The following is a 16,769-nucleotide window of genomic DNA, read 5'->3' as shown; positions in this document are numbered from 1 at the left end:
AGGCTTCGGGGGACGCCCATGATTCTCGCCGCGCTCATCCTGTACATCCTTATCCAGCTTGGCATTGCCCTGTGGGCATCGCGCAAGATGAGCACGCATACCGACTATCTGGTGGCGGGCCGCAGGCTGGGCTTCTGGGCGGTCGGCATTTCGGTGTTTGCCACCTGGTTTGGCGGCGAGACCATTATGGGCTCCACAGCCACCATCGCCGATGAGGGGCTCTCAGGCGCGCGCGCTGAGCCAGTGGGTTATGCCATCTGCCTGATCGTGGCGGCGCTGTTCGTCGCCGGGCAGTTGCGCGCAAAAGGCTATCTCACGCTTGCCGATTTCTTCCGGGACCGTTTCGGCCCGCGCGCTGAAATTGCCTCTGCCTGCGTCTCCATCCCCACCTCCATCATCTGGGCGGCGGCGCAATTACTGGCGCTCGCCTCCATCATTGCCGTGGCCAGCGATTTGCCGGTGGGATGGGCGCTGGTGGGGGCCAGCCTCCTCGTCATCTGCTACACGCTGCTGGGCGGCCTGCTGGGCGATGTCGTGACCGACATTCTCCAGAGTGCGGTGGTGCTGACCGGCCTCATCATCCTCACCTTCGCGCTGTTCGGACGGGCAGGCGGGTTTGACGAAGCCATGGCCCTGATCGACCCGTCACAGCTTGTGCTCATCGCACCAGGCGAAAGCTGGCTGGAGCGCCTCGACGCCTTCGCCATTCCGATTCTGGGATCGATCGTGGCGCAGGAGATGATCGCGCGCTTCCTCGGCTCGAAATCGGCAAAGATCGCCGTGCGCGGCGGGCTGATGGCGGGCGGGCTCTACCTGGTTGTCGGCTTCTTCCCGGTCCTGTTCGGGCTTGTCGGCCCCGGCCTCGGCTTTGACCCGGAGGCAGGCGATCTCTTCCTGCCCAACCTCGCCATGGACCTTCTGCCGAGCGCCCTCTTCGTGGTGTTTGCCGGAGCGCTGTTCTCTGCCGTGCTGTCGACGGTGGATTCCGCGCTTCTGGCCGTCTCCGGCCTGGCCACGGAGAACCTCTACAGCCGGGTGCGCACCAAAGCCTCGCCAGAGGAGAAACTGCTGGCCGCGCGTGGCTTTACAGTCGTTGCGGGCGTGATGGCCTACATTGTCGCTACAACAGGCGAGACGATTTACGGGCTGGTAGAGCTGGCCTCGTCGCTGGGATCGGCAGGCCTGCTGGTCTCGCTGCTGATCGGGATACGCAGCCAGTTTGGCGGAGAATGGTCGGCGCTGGCCGCCCTGGCCAGCGGGCTTCTGGCTATCTGGCTGGGTGATTTCGTGTTCGAGATACCCGGCGCCTTCCTGTTCTCGATGCTCGCCGCTCTGGCGGGCTATGTGGCCGTGGGACTGGCCAGCATGGCAGTCCAGCAGCAGTCCCGAGCCTAGGGCCTGTCCTCATAAAGGGTTTGGAGCGTGATATGTGCGAAAATCGTTCAGTATCAGGAGCAGGCCCGATGGAAGGGTATTCCCCTTTCGAGGGAGTGCGACGCAAGAGTGGGCGATTTTCGCCATACCTCTTCGAGGCGCGGCGGATTTCACCCCTGACCGCGTCGAGCCGCCCTTGTGGAGGAATACTCCACGGCGGTCGTCTTTCCTTGTCAGGAACCAAATCCGCTACGCCCCGGCAAGCGGCTGCAAGCCGCTTGCCTCACTTAGCAAAGAGTCGGAGCGAACCAAAGTTCGCTCCGGGGCCCGAAACCTTTATGAGGACAGGCCCTAACCAAACAACGCATCCACACTCGCCTGACCCGCATTCTGGTCCGGATCAATCTCACCCGTCACATGGCCGTGGACTGCCGCACGCGCTGCCGCCAGCAGGGGCTCAGCCTCGCTGCGCGCCGCCTCAGCCGCGCCGCTGAAATCACCCGCGCGCACGCGCTCCTGCAGGTCGGCAATGATGTCGTCCAGCGCCGAGACCAGAGTTTCGAAATGGGCCCGCACGGCGCGCGGCGCCGCATGCCAGGCGGCGATCACCGTCTCGCGCCCGCTATAGCCGGTACGCTCAAAATGGGCCTCATAGCTGCACGGCTCCCAGCCAAGCACGTCGTCCGCGCAATCGGGCATGCCGGGCAGCATGTCGAGCAGCATCACCACTTCATTGAAATGGTTGAGGTAATCTGTCGCCAACCCGGTCTCGGGATGGATATTGGCGGCCCGGAGCGCATCCGGCGCCGGCATCTCGACCGTCAAACTCATGGGCTACGCGCCTGTCAGCTAGAACACTTGAAGCACACAACCTGCCCGCTCATGCTTGATGAAGCGCTAATCGTCTGGATACGGCGGGAGGCGCTCAGGCCCCTCATTGGCTTTGCGGGATGAACCGTTAGGCTGGGCCGGGCGCAGTCCGGAATCGCAAACCATGAAGCTCATCAGAAGCCTGCTGTTCGAAATCGCCTACTGGCTGGTGACGATCAGCTTTGCCGTCATCTGCACGATCCTGGCTATTCTGCCGGGCAAACGACCGCTCAGCTTCGGCATTTTCAGCTATGGCCGCACGATAGCGTTTCTGATGCGCTTCCTTGCCGGCATCCGCATTGATCTGCGTGGAACGCACCATCTCGGCCGCGCGCCCAGCGTGATCGCCGCGAAGCATCAAAGCTGGGGCGATCCGCTCATCATGGTGGCGACGGTGCGCCCGCTCGCCTTTGTCGCCGGTGACCATCTGGTGAAGTTTCCGCTGATCGGCTTCATCCTGAACAAGGCCGGCGCGGTCGTTCTCTCCAATCAGGGCGGCGAAGCGGCCCGCGCCCGGATAGAAGACGGCATGAGGCGTCTGAAGTCAGACAAGCGCCATGTGCTGATCTACCCGGAAGGCCATCTGTCAGCGCCAGGCGAGAAGCACCCCTACAAGAAGGGCGTGTATCATCTGGCTCATGATCTGGACCGTCCTGTCGTGCCGGTCGCCACGAATCTTGGCCTTGCCTGGGACAGGAAGGCCTTCATCAAGCGTCCGCGCACCGTGGTGGTGGAGTTCCTCGAACCGATACAGCCGGGCGAAGACAAGGAGGCCTTCATGCGCCAGCTTGAAGAGATAATAGAAGGGCGCACAGCCGAGCTGATACGCGCCGGAAATGGGGAAGGATAACCGATGGGCCTTGCTGTTGCCGCGCGCCTCATGGTGCAGCGGCGTTTCGCTCCGCTTATGGCCGCGCAGGCTCTGGGCGCCTTTAACGACAATCTGTTCCGCTTCGCGCTGGTCAATCTCGCCACCTTCCAGGGCCTGACCGTATTTGGCCTGGAGCGCGAACTGATGGTGCCCATCGCCGCGACCGCGCTGACCCTGCCTATCTTCCTGTTCTCGTCGGTGGCCGGTCAGGTGGCCGACAAGTATGACCGCGTCTTCATCATGCGGCGGACCAAGCTCATCGAAATCCTGCTGATGATCGCGGCTGCCATCGGGTTCTTCCTGAATAGCGGCCTGCTGCTGGTGATCGTGCTGTTCTTCATGGGCATGCAATCGGCCTTCTTTGCACCAGCACGAAACTCTGCCCTGCCAACCCTGCTGGAGGGCAAGGAGCTGGTGACCGGCAATGCGCTCGTCTCCGGCTCGCTCAATGTCGCCATACTGGCGGGCGCGGCGCTGGCGGTGGTCTTCGTGGTGCGCGAGGACGCTGCTTTCATACTGTCAGCGACGCTGGTCGGGGTTGCTGTCATCGGCTGGCTCATCATGTGCCTGAACAAGCCGGCACCTGCCGATTCGCCGGACCTCAAGATCAGCTGGAACATCATCGCGCAGACCGGGAAGGTGCTGGGCTTTGCCTTCCGTGCGCCAGACGTGCTGCGCCCCCTGCTCGGCGCTGCCTGGTTCTGGATGCTGGCGGCATCCGTCCTCACCCTGATGCCGCTCTTCACCGCAGCCGTGCTGGGCGGAGACGAGACGGTGGGGCTTGCACTCACGGCCCTCTTCACCGTCGGTGCGGCTATAGGAGCGATAATGTGCGGCGTGTTTACGCGCGGCCAGGACGCGCTGATCTTCACCGTTATCGGCGCGTTTGGCCTGGTGATCTTCCCCAGCTTTGTTGCCCTGACCACGCTGGGCTGGCCAGAGCCAGACCCTGACAGCCTTACCAGTGCTGATGTGTTCCTCGCTGATCCCGGCAACTGGCCCATCCTTGCCGCGCTGGCCCTGTCTGCAGTCAGTGCAGGCCTGTTCGTCGTGCCGCTGCAGGCGATGGCGCAGAGGCGGGCCAAGCCGGAGGTGCGCGGGCGCATACTCGCGGCGGGCGGGATCATGAATGCCGCAACGGCCAGCCTTGGCCAGTTCACCCTGTTCGCCATTGCCCTGCTCGCCCTGCCTCTGCAGGCGGCGTTTGGCTATATCGCCGTGGTGTCCGGCTTTGCCGGGCTGTTCGCCCTGTGGCGGATGATGCGGCCGGGCCGGTACACAGAGTAAAGCCCGCTCGCCAAATGGCTTTCGGCGCGCTAAGCGATGGACTCATGGAGCTGATTCAAACAACCGATGCACTGGCCAATGCCTGCAAGGTGCTAGGCCAGGACCGCTTTGTTGCGGTTGACACCGAGTTCATGCGCGAAAGCACGTTCTGGCCGCAGCTGTGCCTGATACAGGCGGCTGGCTCGAAGGCGGAATTGCTGATCGACCCTCTGGCGGAGGGCATTGATCTGGCGCCGTTTCTGGAGCTGCTGCGCAAAAAGGACACCGTGAAGGTGTTTCATGCCTGCCGGCAGGATCTGGAGATATTCTTCCACAAGGGCGGAGAGCTTATCCCCGAGCCCCTGTTCGACAGCCAGATCGCCGCCGCCGCCGTGGGGCTTGGCGATTCCATCTCCTACGACAATCTGGTGCGCGAGCTGCTGGGCGAGCAGATCGACAAGGGCTCGCGCTTCACCGACTGGTCGCGCCGCCCGCTTTCGGACAAGCAGGCCGAGTACGCGCTGGCTGATGTGACCCATCTGCACAAGCTCTACCCCATCCTGCAGGAGAAGCTGGAGCAGTCGGGCCGCGAGGAATGGCTGAAGGAAGAGCTGCGCCTTCTGACCAATCCGGAGACCTACCGGATGGACCCGGAGAATGCGTGGAAGCGGCTGAAGCCCCGCAAGACAACCGCCAAATGGCTGGCGGCGATGAAGGCCGCCGCCCGCTGGCGTGAGATCGAGGCGCAGACCCGCGACATCCCGCGCAGCCGCGTGATGAAGGATGACGGGCTCTACGAGCTGGCGCAGTCCGCGCCGGTGTCCCAGGAGCAGCTCGCCGCGCTGCGCGCTGTGCCCAAGGGCTTTGAACGCTCCAAGCCTGCCGAGCGCCTGATCGCGATGATGCAAGAGGCAATGGCCGCGCCGGAAAAGCATGCGCCAAAGCTCGCCCGCCAGAACCATCTGCCTAACAATATCGGGCCGGTCGTGGAGCTGCTCAAAGTGTTCCTGCGCGTCGTGGCCGAAGAGGAAGGCGTTGCGCCGCGCCTGATCGCCACCGTGCCGGACCTTGAGCAGATCGCCGCAAGCGACAAGGCCGACGTGCCTGCCCTCTCCGGCTGGCGCTACAAGGTGTTTGGCGAGGCGGCCCTGAAGCTGAAGCGCGGCGAGCTGGCGCTGATACTCGAAAACGGCAAGGTCGTTGCCATCGAGCTGGAAGACTAGGCGGGATCAAGCACCGCCTTGAGCCCGAGCACGCTGGCCAGCGATTCAAACCGCGAGAACGCCCTCTCGACCACCAGGTCTTCGCGCCCCTTTTCCATGCCGAGCACCAGCTGGTTTTCCGCCCGGGCAAGCGTGAAAAATTTCAGCACGCCCGCCGAACCGCCCGACAGGGCCGAGCCAAGCCTGATGCCATAGCCCAGCTGCAGTGCGGCCTCCTCCTGCGCGTCGTCCAGCATGCGGCGCGACGGGCATTCTTCCGGCCTTGGCCGCTTGCCGGCATAGCGATGATGGATTGTCAGGGCCAGGAAAGCCCGCTCCGGGTGCGAGATGCCGCCAAAGGGCGCGTACAAGACCTCGGTCGCCGCCAGTTCAGCGCGGTGGTCGGGATGCATGCGCGCGCCAAGCTGGGAGAGGCGCGTCGCCGCGCCGCGCAGGACATGATCACGTTCGTCATCAAAGACAGGTGCGTTGCCCGCAAACACAGGCTCCAGCCACGCGGCCAGCGCCGGGCCAAACTCCGGGTCGGCGGCAGCGTGGCGCGCCATGGCCTCGGCACCGGCCAGCAAGGGATCAAGGCGCTGCTCCAGCGCCGCGCTGCGGCTGAACGCGACCCCTTCACGCAGGCCATTGGCGGAAAAAATCACGCGCTTGAACTTGCCCTTTTTCACGATGCGTTTGAGCAGCTGGGCCGCATAGGGCAGCGTGGCCGCCCGCTTGGAGGAGACGCCCGGTGTCGCAGCCAGTGATGCCTCACTCTGCGCCATCGCGAAATCGGCCGCGCGTGCCACCTGCTGGGCGGACAGCGCATATTGGTGAAGCAGGGTCAGCGGATAGCGGTCCAGCGCCATCGCCAGATGCGCAAAGGACCGCCACGCCCCGCCAACGGCATAAAAGTCTGGCCCGGAACCGTCCAGCGCACCGGCGGCGGCGTCCAGACCGTCATCAATTTCGCCGCGCACGCGCTTGCTGTCGTCTCCATCGCCATTGAGCACCGATAGCGGCCCTAGCGGCAGCGAGAAAACAGGGCCGATCTCGCGGCCGGTCAGGCGCGCGATCTCCAGGCTGGACCCACCCAGATCACCCACGACACCGCTGCCCGCGCCGATACCGGCCACGACCCCAAGGGCAGAGAGGCGCCCTTCCTCCTCGCCGGACAGGACTTCAATCTTCAGCCCGGTCTCCGCTTGCGCCAGCTGGACAAACCCGGGTCCGTCTGAGCACTCGCGCACGGCTGCGGTGGCAACGGCGTGCCGGTCCCTGATCCCCTTGGCATCGAGAAGACTGGAAAACCGGCGCAAGGTGACAAGCGCGGTCTTCACGCCATCCGGGTTCAGCGAGCCGCGCGAGCCCGCGCCCTTGCCGAGCCCTGCCATCGTCTTCTCATTGAAGACAGGCCACAGTGCGCCGTCTTCAAGCCGGTACTGGACCAGGCGCACCGAATTGGAGCCAATATCGATGACGGCGATGTCCCGGCCCGCCGGGCCAGGCGTTTTGCCCTTGTGCAGCCTCATGAGCGCCGTGCCAGCTGCGGCACCGAGGGCGGCTGGTCATTGCGCAAGGCCTCACCACGCCCTGACAGGGAGGGGTTGGTCATGAAATAGTCGTGCGCGCTGAAGGGCATGGAAATGCCTTGCGTGTTGACGCGCGTATAGCTGCCATCGGGGTTCATGTACCAGCTCTGCGCCTCGTCATTGAGATTGGCGACCATGATCTGGTCGAGAACCTGCCGGTGGACCGTCGGGTTCACCACCGGGCACAGCGTCTCGATACGCCGGTCCAGATTGCGCGGCATCCAGTCAGCTGACGACATCCACACTTCTGCCTTGGCCGACGGCATGACCTCGCCATTGGCAAAGCAGACAATGCGCGAATGCTCCAGAAAGCGGCCCACAATGGACTTGACCCGGATATTCTCCGACAGGCCCGGCACGCCGGGGCGCAGGCAGCAAATGCCCCGCACGATCAGATCCACGCGCACGCCTACCTGACTGGCCTCGTAAAGCGCATCGATAATCTCCGGGTGGACCACCGAATTCATCTTCGCCCACACGGCAGCCGGTTTGCCTGCACGCGCATTATCCGCCTCGCGGCGGATTTTCTCCACCAGCAATTCCTTCATGCCCAGCGGCGAAATCGACAGGCGCTCCAGCCCGGTCGGGCGGGCATAGCCCGTCACATAATTGAAAATCCGGCCTGCATCGCGGCCAAAGGCCGGATCGGCGGTGAACAGGGAGAGGTCGGTATAGATGCGCGCGGTGATGGGGTGGTAGTTGCCAGTGCCGAAATGGGCATAGGTGCGAAGGGTCGCGCCCTCGCGCCGCACCACCAGTGAAATCTTGGCGTGGGTCTTGTACTCGACGAAACCATAAACGACCTGCACGCCCGCGCGTTCCAGATCACGCGCCCATTTCAGATTGGCCTCTTCATCAAAACGCGCTTTCAGCTCAACGAGCGCGGTGACGTTCTTGCCAGCTTCCGCTGCCTCGATCAGAGCGGCGACGATGGGGGAGTTTTTCGAGGTGCGGTAAAGCGTCTGCTTGATGGCCACGACATCAGGATCGTTGGCCGCCTGACGCAGGAACTGCACCACCACATCGAAGCTCTCATAAGGGTGGTGGACGATCAGATCCTTGGCGCGGATGGCCGCAAAACAGTCCCCGCCATGATCCTTGATGCGCTCAGGAAAGCGCGGCTCGTAGGGCTCGAATTTCAGCTCGGGCCGGTCATCGGGGATGAGCTGTGAAAGCTGGGCGAGGCCCAGATTGCCATCCACCAGCACGACATCGCGCGATTCTGCATGCAATTGCTGGATGATGAAGCGGCGCAGCTCCTCCGGCATCGAGGCTTCCAGCTTCAGCCGCACCAGCACGCCGCGCCGGCGCTGTTTCAGGCGCGCCTCGAACTCACGTACCAGATCTTCGGCTTCTTCCTCGATCTCGATATCGCTGTCGCGGATAATGCGGAATGCGCCCTTGCCCAGCAAATCATAGCCGGGGAACAGCGCATCCACGAAGACGATCAGCACGTCCTCCAGCGCGATATAGCGCCTTACCGGCCTGCCGCGCCGGTCCTTGCGGGTACAGGGAATGTCTACAAAGCGCTTCACGCCGGCAGGCAGCGGCAGGAGCGCGTTCATCACCTTGCCGTCGCGCTGGCGTTTCAGCTTCAGCACGATGGCAAAGCCCAGATTGGGAATGAACGGAAACGGGTGTGCCGGATCGATGGCCAGCGGCGTGATCACGGGAAGCGTGTGGGCCAGAAAGTCATCGCGCAGCCAGGCGCGTTCGGCGCGGGTCAGCTCGTCCGGATTGAGCAGTTGCACGCCTTCCTTGCCCATCAGAACGCGCAATTCCTGCCAGCGCTCATGCTGGGTGCGCATGAGACGGGACGCAGCCTCATTGATACGCTCCAGCTGCTCGGTGACGGTCAGCCCGTCCTGCCCGGCGCGGTCCACACCATTGCGCAACTGCGCGCGCAGGCCCGCGACGCGCACCATGTAGAACTCATCGAGATTGCTGGCAGAGATGGACAGGAAGCGCAGCCGCTCCAGCACCGGGTGCGCCGGGTTTTCCGCTTCCTCCAGCACACGCTGGTTAAACTGCAGCCAGGACAGTTCCCGGTTCAGGAAGCGCTCGGGCGAGTCCATCAGTCCGTCGCTGGCCTGCTGACGATCCGGGTCGGCCGGGACGCTGGCGGGCACACCTTCCACAATATCGGTCATGACCGCGCGCCGCTCTCCTGATCGGGGTTGCTGTCTGCTGATAGTCCAGCCAGCACGTCGCGTGCAAGCACACGCGTGACGCTGCTCTTACCGGCCAGAGCCGCGTTGTCGAGGCGGGCGACCAGCAGCCGGGCAAAGTCCACCGAACGCTCCATCCGCGTCAGCAGGTAATCGAGAACACCGGGGCTGAGCGGCGTGCGCCGGTCGCGGAACAGCTTCTCAAGCACCTGCCGCAGCAGGGCATCGTCCGGCTCCTGCAACACAGCCGCCTCCGCTGCGCTGAGCCGGGAGGCCAGATCAGGCAAGGCAATCGGCCAGCTGCGTGCCGGCAAGCGGCCGGTCAGCAACACGCTGATACCGGAATCGCCCGCCGCCCGGTTGAGCAGATGGAACAGGCCCAGCTCATCCACGCCCTGATCGCCATCCTCGATCACCACGCTGGCACCGCGCTGTATCGACTTGAGCGCCGCCGATATATCCTGCCGGTCCACCCAGGACGCGCCTGTGCGCTGGCGCCACATATGCGCCAGATGGGTTTTGCCTGCCCCTGCCGGGCCGGTCAGCACCAGATGGCCCATACGCCAGCGCGGCCAGCGATTCACCAGCGCCAGCGCAGCCGCATTGGCCTCGCTTACCGCGAAGCTCTCCGGGCGATAGTCCGGCTCAAGGGCGAGATCCAGGGCAAGCTGGGGAGTTGCCATTGCTGTATCAGTTGCGCGGGCGCGCCACCCAGCCCAGCCCACGCTCTTCCTCAAGCCGCGCGCCGCGCTGGGCCAGCTCGCGTACGAGCTGAGCACGCTCTCCGCGATGGGTGATCGTCATCACCGCGCCGGTGGTCGTGACCGCATCAAGCCGGGCGTTGGAAATGAGGGAGGCGCCGGTTATCGCGCGTTGCAGCGAGCGCCATTGCCCGATCGAGTCGTAGAGTACCGAGACCGTGATCTCGCTGGCTTCGCCGCCGCGCACCACGACCTCGCGCTTCCAGCCCTCCTGCGCGGTCTGCACTATGCGCCGGGCGAGCTCGTTATAGCCGCTCTGGCTGGCAGCGGACTCAAGTTCGGACGCCACGGCGTCAGGGCCGGAAAAATCATATACGGTTCCGCTGGCGCGGATAATGCCCTCGCCCTCGCGCGCGGTGATGACCGCCACGCGGGTAACACCGTAAAGGGCAGCCAGCTCGCGCAAGGCGAACTCGTCACCGGACTGCACTATGGATGCATTGATCACATTGCGCCCGACCGGCACGGCGTCATCACCCTCACCCGTCATCCTTGAGCCAAGGCCGATGAAGGGCGTCAGGGCATTGGCGTGTGCGCCGGAAAGCCAGGCCTCATACCAGCTCCCGCCCCAGAGACCCGCGCTCCCGTCGCGCTCCACCACCGGAATGACCAGCGTGCGCGCCGCTTGCGATTCGACGAAGGGGATGTTCTGCCCGCGCAGATAGCTGCGCACCGAACGCGCATCGAAATTCACCGTCATGTTGGCGATGTAGCGGTTGGCAGAGCGTCGCTCGTCGGCCACCTGAAGCCCGGCGACCATTTCCTGGGCGACATCAGCGGGAATGGACGTCACGCCGCCATTGATCCGGTCCTCCGGCAGGGTCAGCCGCTCCAGAAGCGCTTGCGCTGCGGCGATCTGGCCTGAGCGGAAGGCTGCCGCCTGCGCCTCGGTTGTCGTTCCCGCGCGTTCATCGACCGGGACGCCTGTCACCGTGAATACGTCCTGCGCGCTGGCAGGCATCGCCAGGAAGGCCACACACAGGATTGCCGTCAGCAGAGCGGCAGCGGCAGCCTGCGTCCGGTGGGTGAGATGGGTCATGGTGGCGATCCTGACTGAAATTGAAGCGTTGGCCCTGACTATACCCTGACCCGCGCCCCGGTGAAGGGCTTACAGGCTGTGGAGCCCTGATCTTCCATCATAATACACCCGATCCGCCGCGTGGGGGTAAGTGACACGTCATTGCCCGCAAGCGGCTGATTTCACGCGCCTGTTGTGGCAGCGAAGCGGGGACAGGCGCTATTTACAGACCCGCCCTCTTGCCAAGCCCGTCCCCTTGCAGTTGTTTGCGCGAGAATCCCGATCCCTTTGCCGGAGCGACGATCTTGGCCAGCAACCCGCCCTCACAAGGCCTCACCTATGCCTCTGCCGGTGTCGACATCGACGCGGGTGACGCCCTCGTAGAGGCCATCAAGCCGCTGGCAAAATCCACCGCCCGGCCCGGCGCGGCAGCAGACCTTGGCGGGTTTGGCGGCGCGTTTGATCTGAAAGCCGCTGGCTTCAAGGACCCGATCCTGGTGTCCGGCACGGACGGGGTGGGCACCAAGCTGCGCCTCGCCATCGATACCGGCATTGTCGACACGGTCGGCATCGATCTCGTGGCCATGTGCGTCAATGATGTGCTGGCGCAGGGCGCTGAGCCTTTGTTCTTTCTAGACTATTTCGCCACCGGCAAGCTCGACCCGGCGCGCGGCGCAGAGATCGTCAAAGGCATTGCCGCCGGGTGCCGCCTTGCCGGCTGCGCGCTCATTGGCGGGGAAACGGCTGAAATGCCGGGCATGTATGAGGGCGAGGATTTCGACCTTGCCGGATTCGTTGTCGGCGCGGCCGAGCGCGGCAACCTCCTGCCGCGTGAAGCCGACATGATGGCTGGTGATGTGCTGATCGGGCTGGCCTCCTCCGGCCCGCATTCCAATGGCTATTCGCTTGTGCGCCGCGTGATCGAGCATGCAGGCCTGAAGTTCGACAGCGAGGCACCCTTCGCGCCGGGCCGCAAACTCGGCGAAGCCCTGCTGGAGCCGACCCGCATCTATGTGAAATCGCTGATGCCGCTGGTACGCGCCGGCAAGATCAAAGGCCTCGCCCACATTACCGGCGGCGGCATCACCGAGAATACGCCGCGCATGCTCCCGGGTCACCTCGGCTTCGAGGTCGATTACGACAGCTTTGAGCGCCCCGCCGTCTTCCGCTGGCTGGAAAACGCGGGCGGTATTGCGGAAAGCGAAATGCGCCGCACCTTTAATTGCGGCATCGGCATGATCGCCGCTGTCGCCGCCGAAGACGCCGATGATGTGCTCGCCGCGCTGAAAGACGCAGGCGAGACGGCTGCCATCATCGGCCATCTGACCGCGAAATGAGCGGCAAGACGCCGATTGCCGTTCTCATCTCCGGGCGCGGATCAAACCTGCAATGCCTGATCGATGCCTGCATGGGCGAAGATTATCCCGCCCGCATCGTCGCCGTGATCTCCAACCGGCCTGACGCCTATGGGCTGGAGCGCGCGAGAGAAGCGGGCATCGCCGCCATCGCCATCGACCACAAGGCCTTTGACAGCCGGATGAACTTTGAAGCCGCGCTCGATGCCGCCTTGCGCGAAGCGGGTGCAGAATTTGTCTGCCTTGCCGGTTTCATGCGAATCCTGACCGAAGGCTTCGTGAACGCCTGGGAAGGCCGGATGATCAATATCCACCCCTCCCTGCTGCCGAAATTCAAGGGCGTGGACACCCATGCCCGCGCCATCGAGGCAGGCGAGAGCGAACATGGCTGCACCGTCCACTGGGTAACGCCCGGCATGGATGAAGGCCCGGTAATCGCGCAGGCCCGCGTGCCGGTGCTGCCGGGCGATACGCCCGAGACGCTTGCCGCGCGCGTGCTGGTGGAAGAGCACCGGCTCTATCCGGAAGCGCTGAAACTGGCTTTGGAAAAGGCGTAGAGCATCACTGACGACATCATCCTTGATGAGAGCCTGATCACCGAGCGCTTCGTGAAAGCCTCCGGGCCGGGCGGTCAGCATGTAAACAAGACCGCCAGCGCGGTGCAGCTGCGCTATGACGTCGCCGCGAGCGCCCTCGCCCCCGCCATCAAGCAGCGCCTTGTACGTCTGGCGGGCAGCCGCATGACGCAGGACGGCGTGCTGATCCTGCATGTGGAGGATCACCGCTCCCAGGAGCGCAATCGCGCGGAGGCTCGCGCCCGCCTGATACGCCTGATCCGGCAGGCCAGCCGCAAACCCAAGCCGCGCATCAAATCCCGCCCGTCCTTGAGCTCCATCAAGCGCCAGAAAGACGCCAAGGCGAAGAAGGGCCAGACCAAGGCGCTGCGGAAAAAACCGGGGATGGATTAGGGGAACCAACAAAGAGCGGTTCGATATCCTCCCCCGTTTACGGCGGGGTGAGGCGCGGAGCGACGAACGGCAGCGCAGCTGACGGAGGGGGGAATCTTTTCCCTTCAAACTCCCCCCCTCGGCCCTTCGGGCCACTCCCCCCGTAAACGGGGGGAGAAACCGGCAGGCCATGACAATGATAGGCCGCTAGGGAAACCTACCCCTCCAGCAGCCGCGCCCCCGGCCCGTCCTTGGCCAGCGCATCGCCCGGATTGCGCAAGGGGCAGTCGGTGAGCGACAGGCACCCGCAGCCAATGCAGCCCTCCAGCTCGTCTTTCAGCTGGGCGAGCGCGATGATGCGCGCCTCCAGCGCGGCTTTCCAGCCCGCCGATAGCTTCGCCCAGTCAGCCACATTGGGCGTGCGCCGAGAGGGAAGAGCGTCGAGCGCGGCGGCGATTTCCGCCAGCGGCACCCCTGCGCGCTGGGCCACCCGGATCACCGCCACCCGGCGCAGCACATCGCGGCCATAGCGGCGCTGGTTTCCGCCCGTCCGGCTGCTGGCGATCAGCCCTTTTGTCTCGTAGAAGTGCAGGGTAGAGACGTTGACACCGGCGCGGGCGGCCAGCTCGCCAACGCTCAAGCCGCGCACCGGCCTGACCTTCTTCATGGATGACATGTCATTTGCCTTTGACCTCAACTTAAGTTGAGATTTTAGACCGCTTCGGGCCGACACGGCAAATCGTCCCCCAAACCCCGGCCGCCGGGGCTCGCCCACAAGGTTTTTTTTGATGTTCCGCTTTTTTGAATCCCGCATTGATCCTTTCCCTGCGACCGAGCCGGAGGCCCCGCCCAAAACCCTTCTGGGTTTTGTGGCCCATTACACACGGCCCGTCTGGCCCTGGCTGATCACCCTGTCGGTGCTGACCGCGATCCTGTCGGTGTTCGAGGTGGTGTTCCTGGGCTTTCTCGGCACGCTGGTGGACTGGCTGGCGGCAGCCGACCGCGAGACATTGTTTGAGGAGCACGGGGCCGGCCTTATCGCCATGGCAGCCTTCATCCTCATCGGATTTCCGCTGCTGGTGCTATTCAACTCGCTCATCACGCACCAGACGATTTTCGGTAATTTCCCGATGCTCGCGCGCTGGCTGACGCACCGCTACGTCCTTGACCAGTCCATGAGCTTCTTTCAGGACGAGTTTGCCGGGCGGGTGAGCCAGAAGGTGATGCAGACCGCGCTGGCGGTACGCGAGACGGTGATGAAGGTGCTCGACATCTTCGTCTATGTGGCCGTCTATTTTGTCGGCGCTCTGGTGCTGGTGGGCGGGGCCGAGCCCTTCCTGATGATCCCGCTCGTCATGTGGCTGGCGGGTTATATCTGGCTGCTGGTCCACTTTATTCCGCGCCTGCGCGACATCTCCATGAAGCAGGCCGATGCCCGCGCGGAGATGACCGGCCGCGTCGTCGACAGCTACACCAATATCCAGACCATCAAGCTGTTTGCCCATGCCCGCCGCGAGGAAGGCTATGCCCGCGAGGCGATGAGCGGCTTCATGGGCACGGTCTACAAGCAGATGCGCCTCGTCACCGGGCTCTACACGCTTCTGCAGACGCTGAACGCGGTACTGCTGGTGGCCGTGACGGCCTCCACCATCATCGCCTGGCAGATGGGGCTGGTGGGTCTTGGCGTGGTCGCCGTGGCGGTCGCCATCGTGATGCGCATCCGGGCGATGTCGGACTGGATCTTGTGGGAGACGGCGGGCCTGTTTGAAGCCGTCGGCACCATTCAGGACGGCATCAACACCATCGCGCAGGAGCAGGCGATCCGGGACGTGCCGGACGCGAAACCGCTTGCCGTCTCGCAAGGCGCGATCCGCTTTGACAACATCGCCTTCCACTATGGCAAGGAGAGCGGCGTCATCGAGGGGCTGAACCTCGATATCGCGCCCGGCGAGAAGGTCGGCCTTGTGGGCCGGTCAGGCGTTGGCAAGTCCACCCTCGTCAATCTGCTCCTGCGCTTTTACGAGCTGGAGGGCGGACGCATCATTATTGACGGGCAGGATATTTCGCAGGTGACACAAGATTCCTTGCGCCGCCAGATCGGCATGGTGACGCAGGACACCTCGCTTCTGCACCGCTCCATAAGGGACAATATCGCCTATGGTTCGGCCGATGCCGATGATGCAGCCGTGATGGAGGCTGCCCGCCGGGCGCAGGCCGACGCCTTCATCCCGGACCTTTCCGACATTGATGGCCGCACCGGCTATGACGCCCATGTCGGCGAACGCGGCGTGAAGCTGTCCGGCGGCCAGCGCCAGCGCATCGCGATTGCCCGCATCCTCCTGAAAGACGCGCCGATCCTGGTGCTCGATGAAGCAACCTCCGCGCTGGACTCCGAGGTCGAGGCCGCCATTCAGGACCAACTCTATCAGCTGATGGAGGGCAAGACCGTCATCGCCATCGCGCACCGGCTTTCCACCATCGCCATGCTGGACAGGCTGGTGGTGATGGAAGGTGGCCGCATCATCGAACAGGGCAGCCACGACGCGCTGCTGGCGCAGGATGGCGTCTATGCCCAGCTCTGGAAACGCCAGTCCGGCGGCTTCCTCAATGTGGATGCGGACTGGACGGTGGCGGCGAAGTAGCGGCAGCGCTTAGCGCCGTTTTCTCCCCCCGTTCACGGGGGGAGTGGCCCGAAGGGCCGAGGGGGGGAATATTCGACACAAGTTCCCCCCTCCGTCAGCTTCGCTGCCGTTCGTCGCTCCGCGCCTCACCCCGCCGTAAACGGGGGAGGAAAGAAGCCACCAGACTACGGGACAGACAACAACAAAAAAGCCCGGCATCGCTGCCGGGCTTTTCATGTCTCGCGAAAGAGCGGTGCTTAGCCCACCAGCTCCAGACCGGCGAAGAAATAGGCAATTTCCTCAGCCGCCGTTTCCGGGGCGTCAGAGCCATGCACCGAATTGGCTTCGATGGACTCGGCGAACAGCTTGCGGATCGTCCCCTCATCGGCATTGGCCGGATTGGTGGCGCCCATGACGGTGCGGTATTTGGCGATGGCGTCTTCGCCTTCGAGCACCTGCACGACGACCGGGCCGGAAATCATGAAGGACACCAGATCGTTGAAGAAGGGGCGTTCGCGATGCACACCGTAAAAGGTCTCGGCCTGCGCCTTGGTCATGTGGATGCGCTTCTGGGCGATGATGCGAAGGCCTGCATCCTCGATCAGGGCATTGATCTTGCCGGTGAGGTTCCGCTTGGTCGCGTCGGGCTTGATGATGGAGAAGGTGCGTTGCAGCGCCATGGTTTTGATGTCCCTTGAATGAAAGCTGGGGAGGTGAGGTTTGG

Annotated in this window: 15 protein-coding genes; 8 read left to right on the top strand and 7 right to left on the bottom strand. The window is 64.0% G+C overall.

The window, feature by feature from the left end:
* Nucleotides 1-18 precede the first annotated feature (18 nt).
* The gene (locus X907_RS04165; RefSeq protein ID WP_127565783.1) at nucleotides 19-1,395 is read left to right on the top strand and encodes a high affinity choline transporter 1; all 1,377 of its coding nucleotides are present in this window, start codon (nucleotides 19-21) and stop codon (nucleotides 1,393-1,395) included.
* Nucleotides 1,396-1,725: 330 nt separating this feature from the next.
* Here X907_RS04165 and X907_RS04160 read toward each other — a convergent pair whose 3' ends face one another.
* Complete coding sequence (locus tag X907_RS04160; protein WP_233352517.1) at nucleotides 1,726-2,205, bottom strand: hypothetical protein; 480 nt, start codon at nucleotides 2,203-2,205, stop codon at nucleotides 1,726-1,728.
* A gap of 163 nt (nucleotides 2,206-2,368) precedes the next feature.
* Here X907_RS04160 and X907_RS04155 point away from each other — a divergent pair, with 163 nt between their 5' ends.
* The 3 genes from X907_RS04155 to rnd are packed head-to-tail and all read left to right on the top strand — an operon-like array spanning nucleotide 2,369 to nucleotide 5,604.
* Nucleotides 2,369-3,094, top strand: coding sequence for a lysophospholipid acyltransferase family protein (locus X907_RS04155; protein ID WP_127565782.1), 726 nt, complete (start codon nucleotides 2,369-2,371; stop codon nucleotides 3,092-3,094).
* Nucleotides 3,095-3,097: 3 nt separating this feature from the next.
* A complete protein-coding gene (locus X907_RS04150; RefSeq protein WP_127565781.1) occupies nucleotides 3,098-4,402 on the top strand; it encodes an MFS transporter in 1,305 nt (434 codons plus the stop codon).
* A 44-nt stretch (nucleotides 4,403-4,446) separates the two neighbouring features.
* The gene (gene rnd / locus X907_RS04145; protein WP_127565780.1) at nucleotides 4,447-5,604 is read left to right on the top strand and encodes a ribonuclease D; all 1,158 of its coding nucleotides are present in this window, start codon (nucleotides 4,447-4,449) and stop codon (nucleotides 5,602-5,604) included.
* Here the strand turns inward: rnd and X907_RS04140 are convergent.
* The 4 genes from X907_RS04140 to X907_RS04125 are packed head-to-tail and all read right to left on the bottom strand — an operon-like array spanning nucleotide 5,601 to nucleotide 11,143.
* Nucleotides 5,601-7,115 (bottom strand): Ppx/GppA phosphatase family protein, encoded by a 1,515-nt coding sequence (locus tag X907_RS04140; protein ID WP_127565779.1) that lies wholly within the window; start codon nucleotides 7,113-7,115, stop codon nucleotides 5,601-5,603. The genes rnd and X907_RS04140 overlap by 4 nt on opposite strands.
* Nucleotides 7,112-9,325 carry an RNA degradosome polyphosphate kinase gene (locus X907_RS04135; RefSeq protein ID WP_127565778.1) on the bottom strand — a complete coding sequence of 738 codons (2,214 nt, stop codon included), beginning with the start codon at nucleotides 9,323-9,325 and terminating at the stop codon, nucleotides 7,112-7,114. The genes X907_RS04140 and X907_RS04135 overlap by 4 nt, the downstream gene beginning before the upstream one ends.
* Nucleotides 9,322-10,026 (bottom strand): P-loop NTPase family protein, encoded by a 705-nt coding sequence (locus X907_RS04130; RefSeq protein WP_127565777.1) that lies wholly within the window; start codon nucleotides 10,024-10,026, stop codon nucleotides 9,322-9,324. Before X907_RS04130 ends, X907_RS04135 begins: the two co-directional genes overlap by 4 nt.
* Nucleotides 10,027-10,033: 7 nt before the next feature.
* On the bottom strand, nucleotides 10,034-11,143 hold the full coding sequence (locus tag X907_RS04125) for a DUF2066 domain-containing protein (RefSeq protein WP_127565776.1): 1,110 nt from the start codon (nucleotides 11,141-11,143) through the stop codon (nucleotides 10,034-10,036).
* Nucleotides 11,144-11,427: 284 nt separating this feature from the next.
* Here X907_RS04125 and purM point away from each other — a divergent pair, with 284 nt between their 5' ends.
* Genes purM through arfB form a run of 3 tightly spaced genes read left to right on the top strand, consistent with a single transcriptional unit; the run spans nucleotide 11,428 to nucleotide 13,445 of the window.
* Nucleotides 11,428-12,459, top strand: a complete 1,032-nt coding sequence (gene purM / locus X907_RS04120; RefSeq protein WP_249776174.1) for a phosphoribosylformylglycinamidine cyclo-ligase — start codon at nucleotides 11,428-11,430, stop codon at nucleotides 12,457-12,459.
* Complete coding sequence (gene purN / locus X907_RS04115) at nucleotides 12,456-13,034, top strand: phosphoribosylglycinamide formyltransferase (RefSeq protein ID WP_127565775.1); 579 nt, start codon at nucleotides 12,456-12,458, stop codon at nucleotides 13,032-13,034. Before purM ends, purN begins: the two co-directional genes overlap by 4 nt.
* A 3-nt stretch (nucleotides 13,035-13,037) precedes the next feature.
* Entirely contained in the window at nucleotides 13,038-13,445 is a 408-nt protein-coding gene (gene arfB, locus X907_RS04110; RefSeq protein WP_127565774.1) for an alternative ribosome rescue aminoacyl-tRNA hydrolase ArfB, read from the top strand.
* 196 nt (nucleotides 13,446-13,641) lie between these two features.
* Here arfB and soxR read toward each other — a convergent pair whose 3' ends face one another.
* Nucleotides 13,642-14,091, bottom strand: coding sequence for a redox-sensitive transcriptional activator SoxR (gene soxR, locus X907_RS04105; protein WP_170175588.1), 450 nt, complete (start codon nucleotides 14,089-14,091; stop codon nucleotides 13,642-13,644).
* 121 nt (nucleotides 14,092-14,212) lie between these two features.
* Between soxR and X907_RS04100 the strand changes: the two genes are divergently transcribed.
* Nucleotides 14,213-16,066: an ABC transporter ATP-binding protein gene (locus X907_RS04100; RefSeq protein ID WP_127565772.1), complete on the top strand. Its 1,854-nt coding sequence runs from the start codon at nucleotides 14,213-14,215 to the stop codon at nucleotides 16,064-16,066.
* Nucleotides 16,067-16,302: 236 nt separating this feature from the next.
* Here the strand turns inward: X907_RS04100 and ndk are convergent, their stop codons facing one another.
* Nucleotides 16,303-16,725 carry a nucleoside-diphosphate kinase gene (ndk, locus tag X907_RS04095; RefSeq protein ID WP_127565771.1) on the bottom strand — a complete coding sequence of 141 codons (423 nt, stop codon included), beginning with the start codon at nucleotides 16,723-16,725 and terminating at the stop codon, nucleotides 16,303-16,305.
* Nucleotides 16,726-16,769: the final 44 nt, after the last annotated feature.

It is taken from the genome of Glycocaulis alkaliphilus (assembly GCF_004000605.1).
Taxonomy (GTDB): Bacteria; Pseudomonadota; Alphaproteobacteria; order Caulobacterales; family Maricaulaceae; genus Glycocaulis; species Glycocaulis alkaliphilus.
Note: the sequence above shows the minus strand (reverse complement) of the source record. Positions and strands in the feature narration are given on the sequence as shown.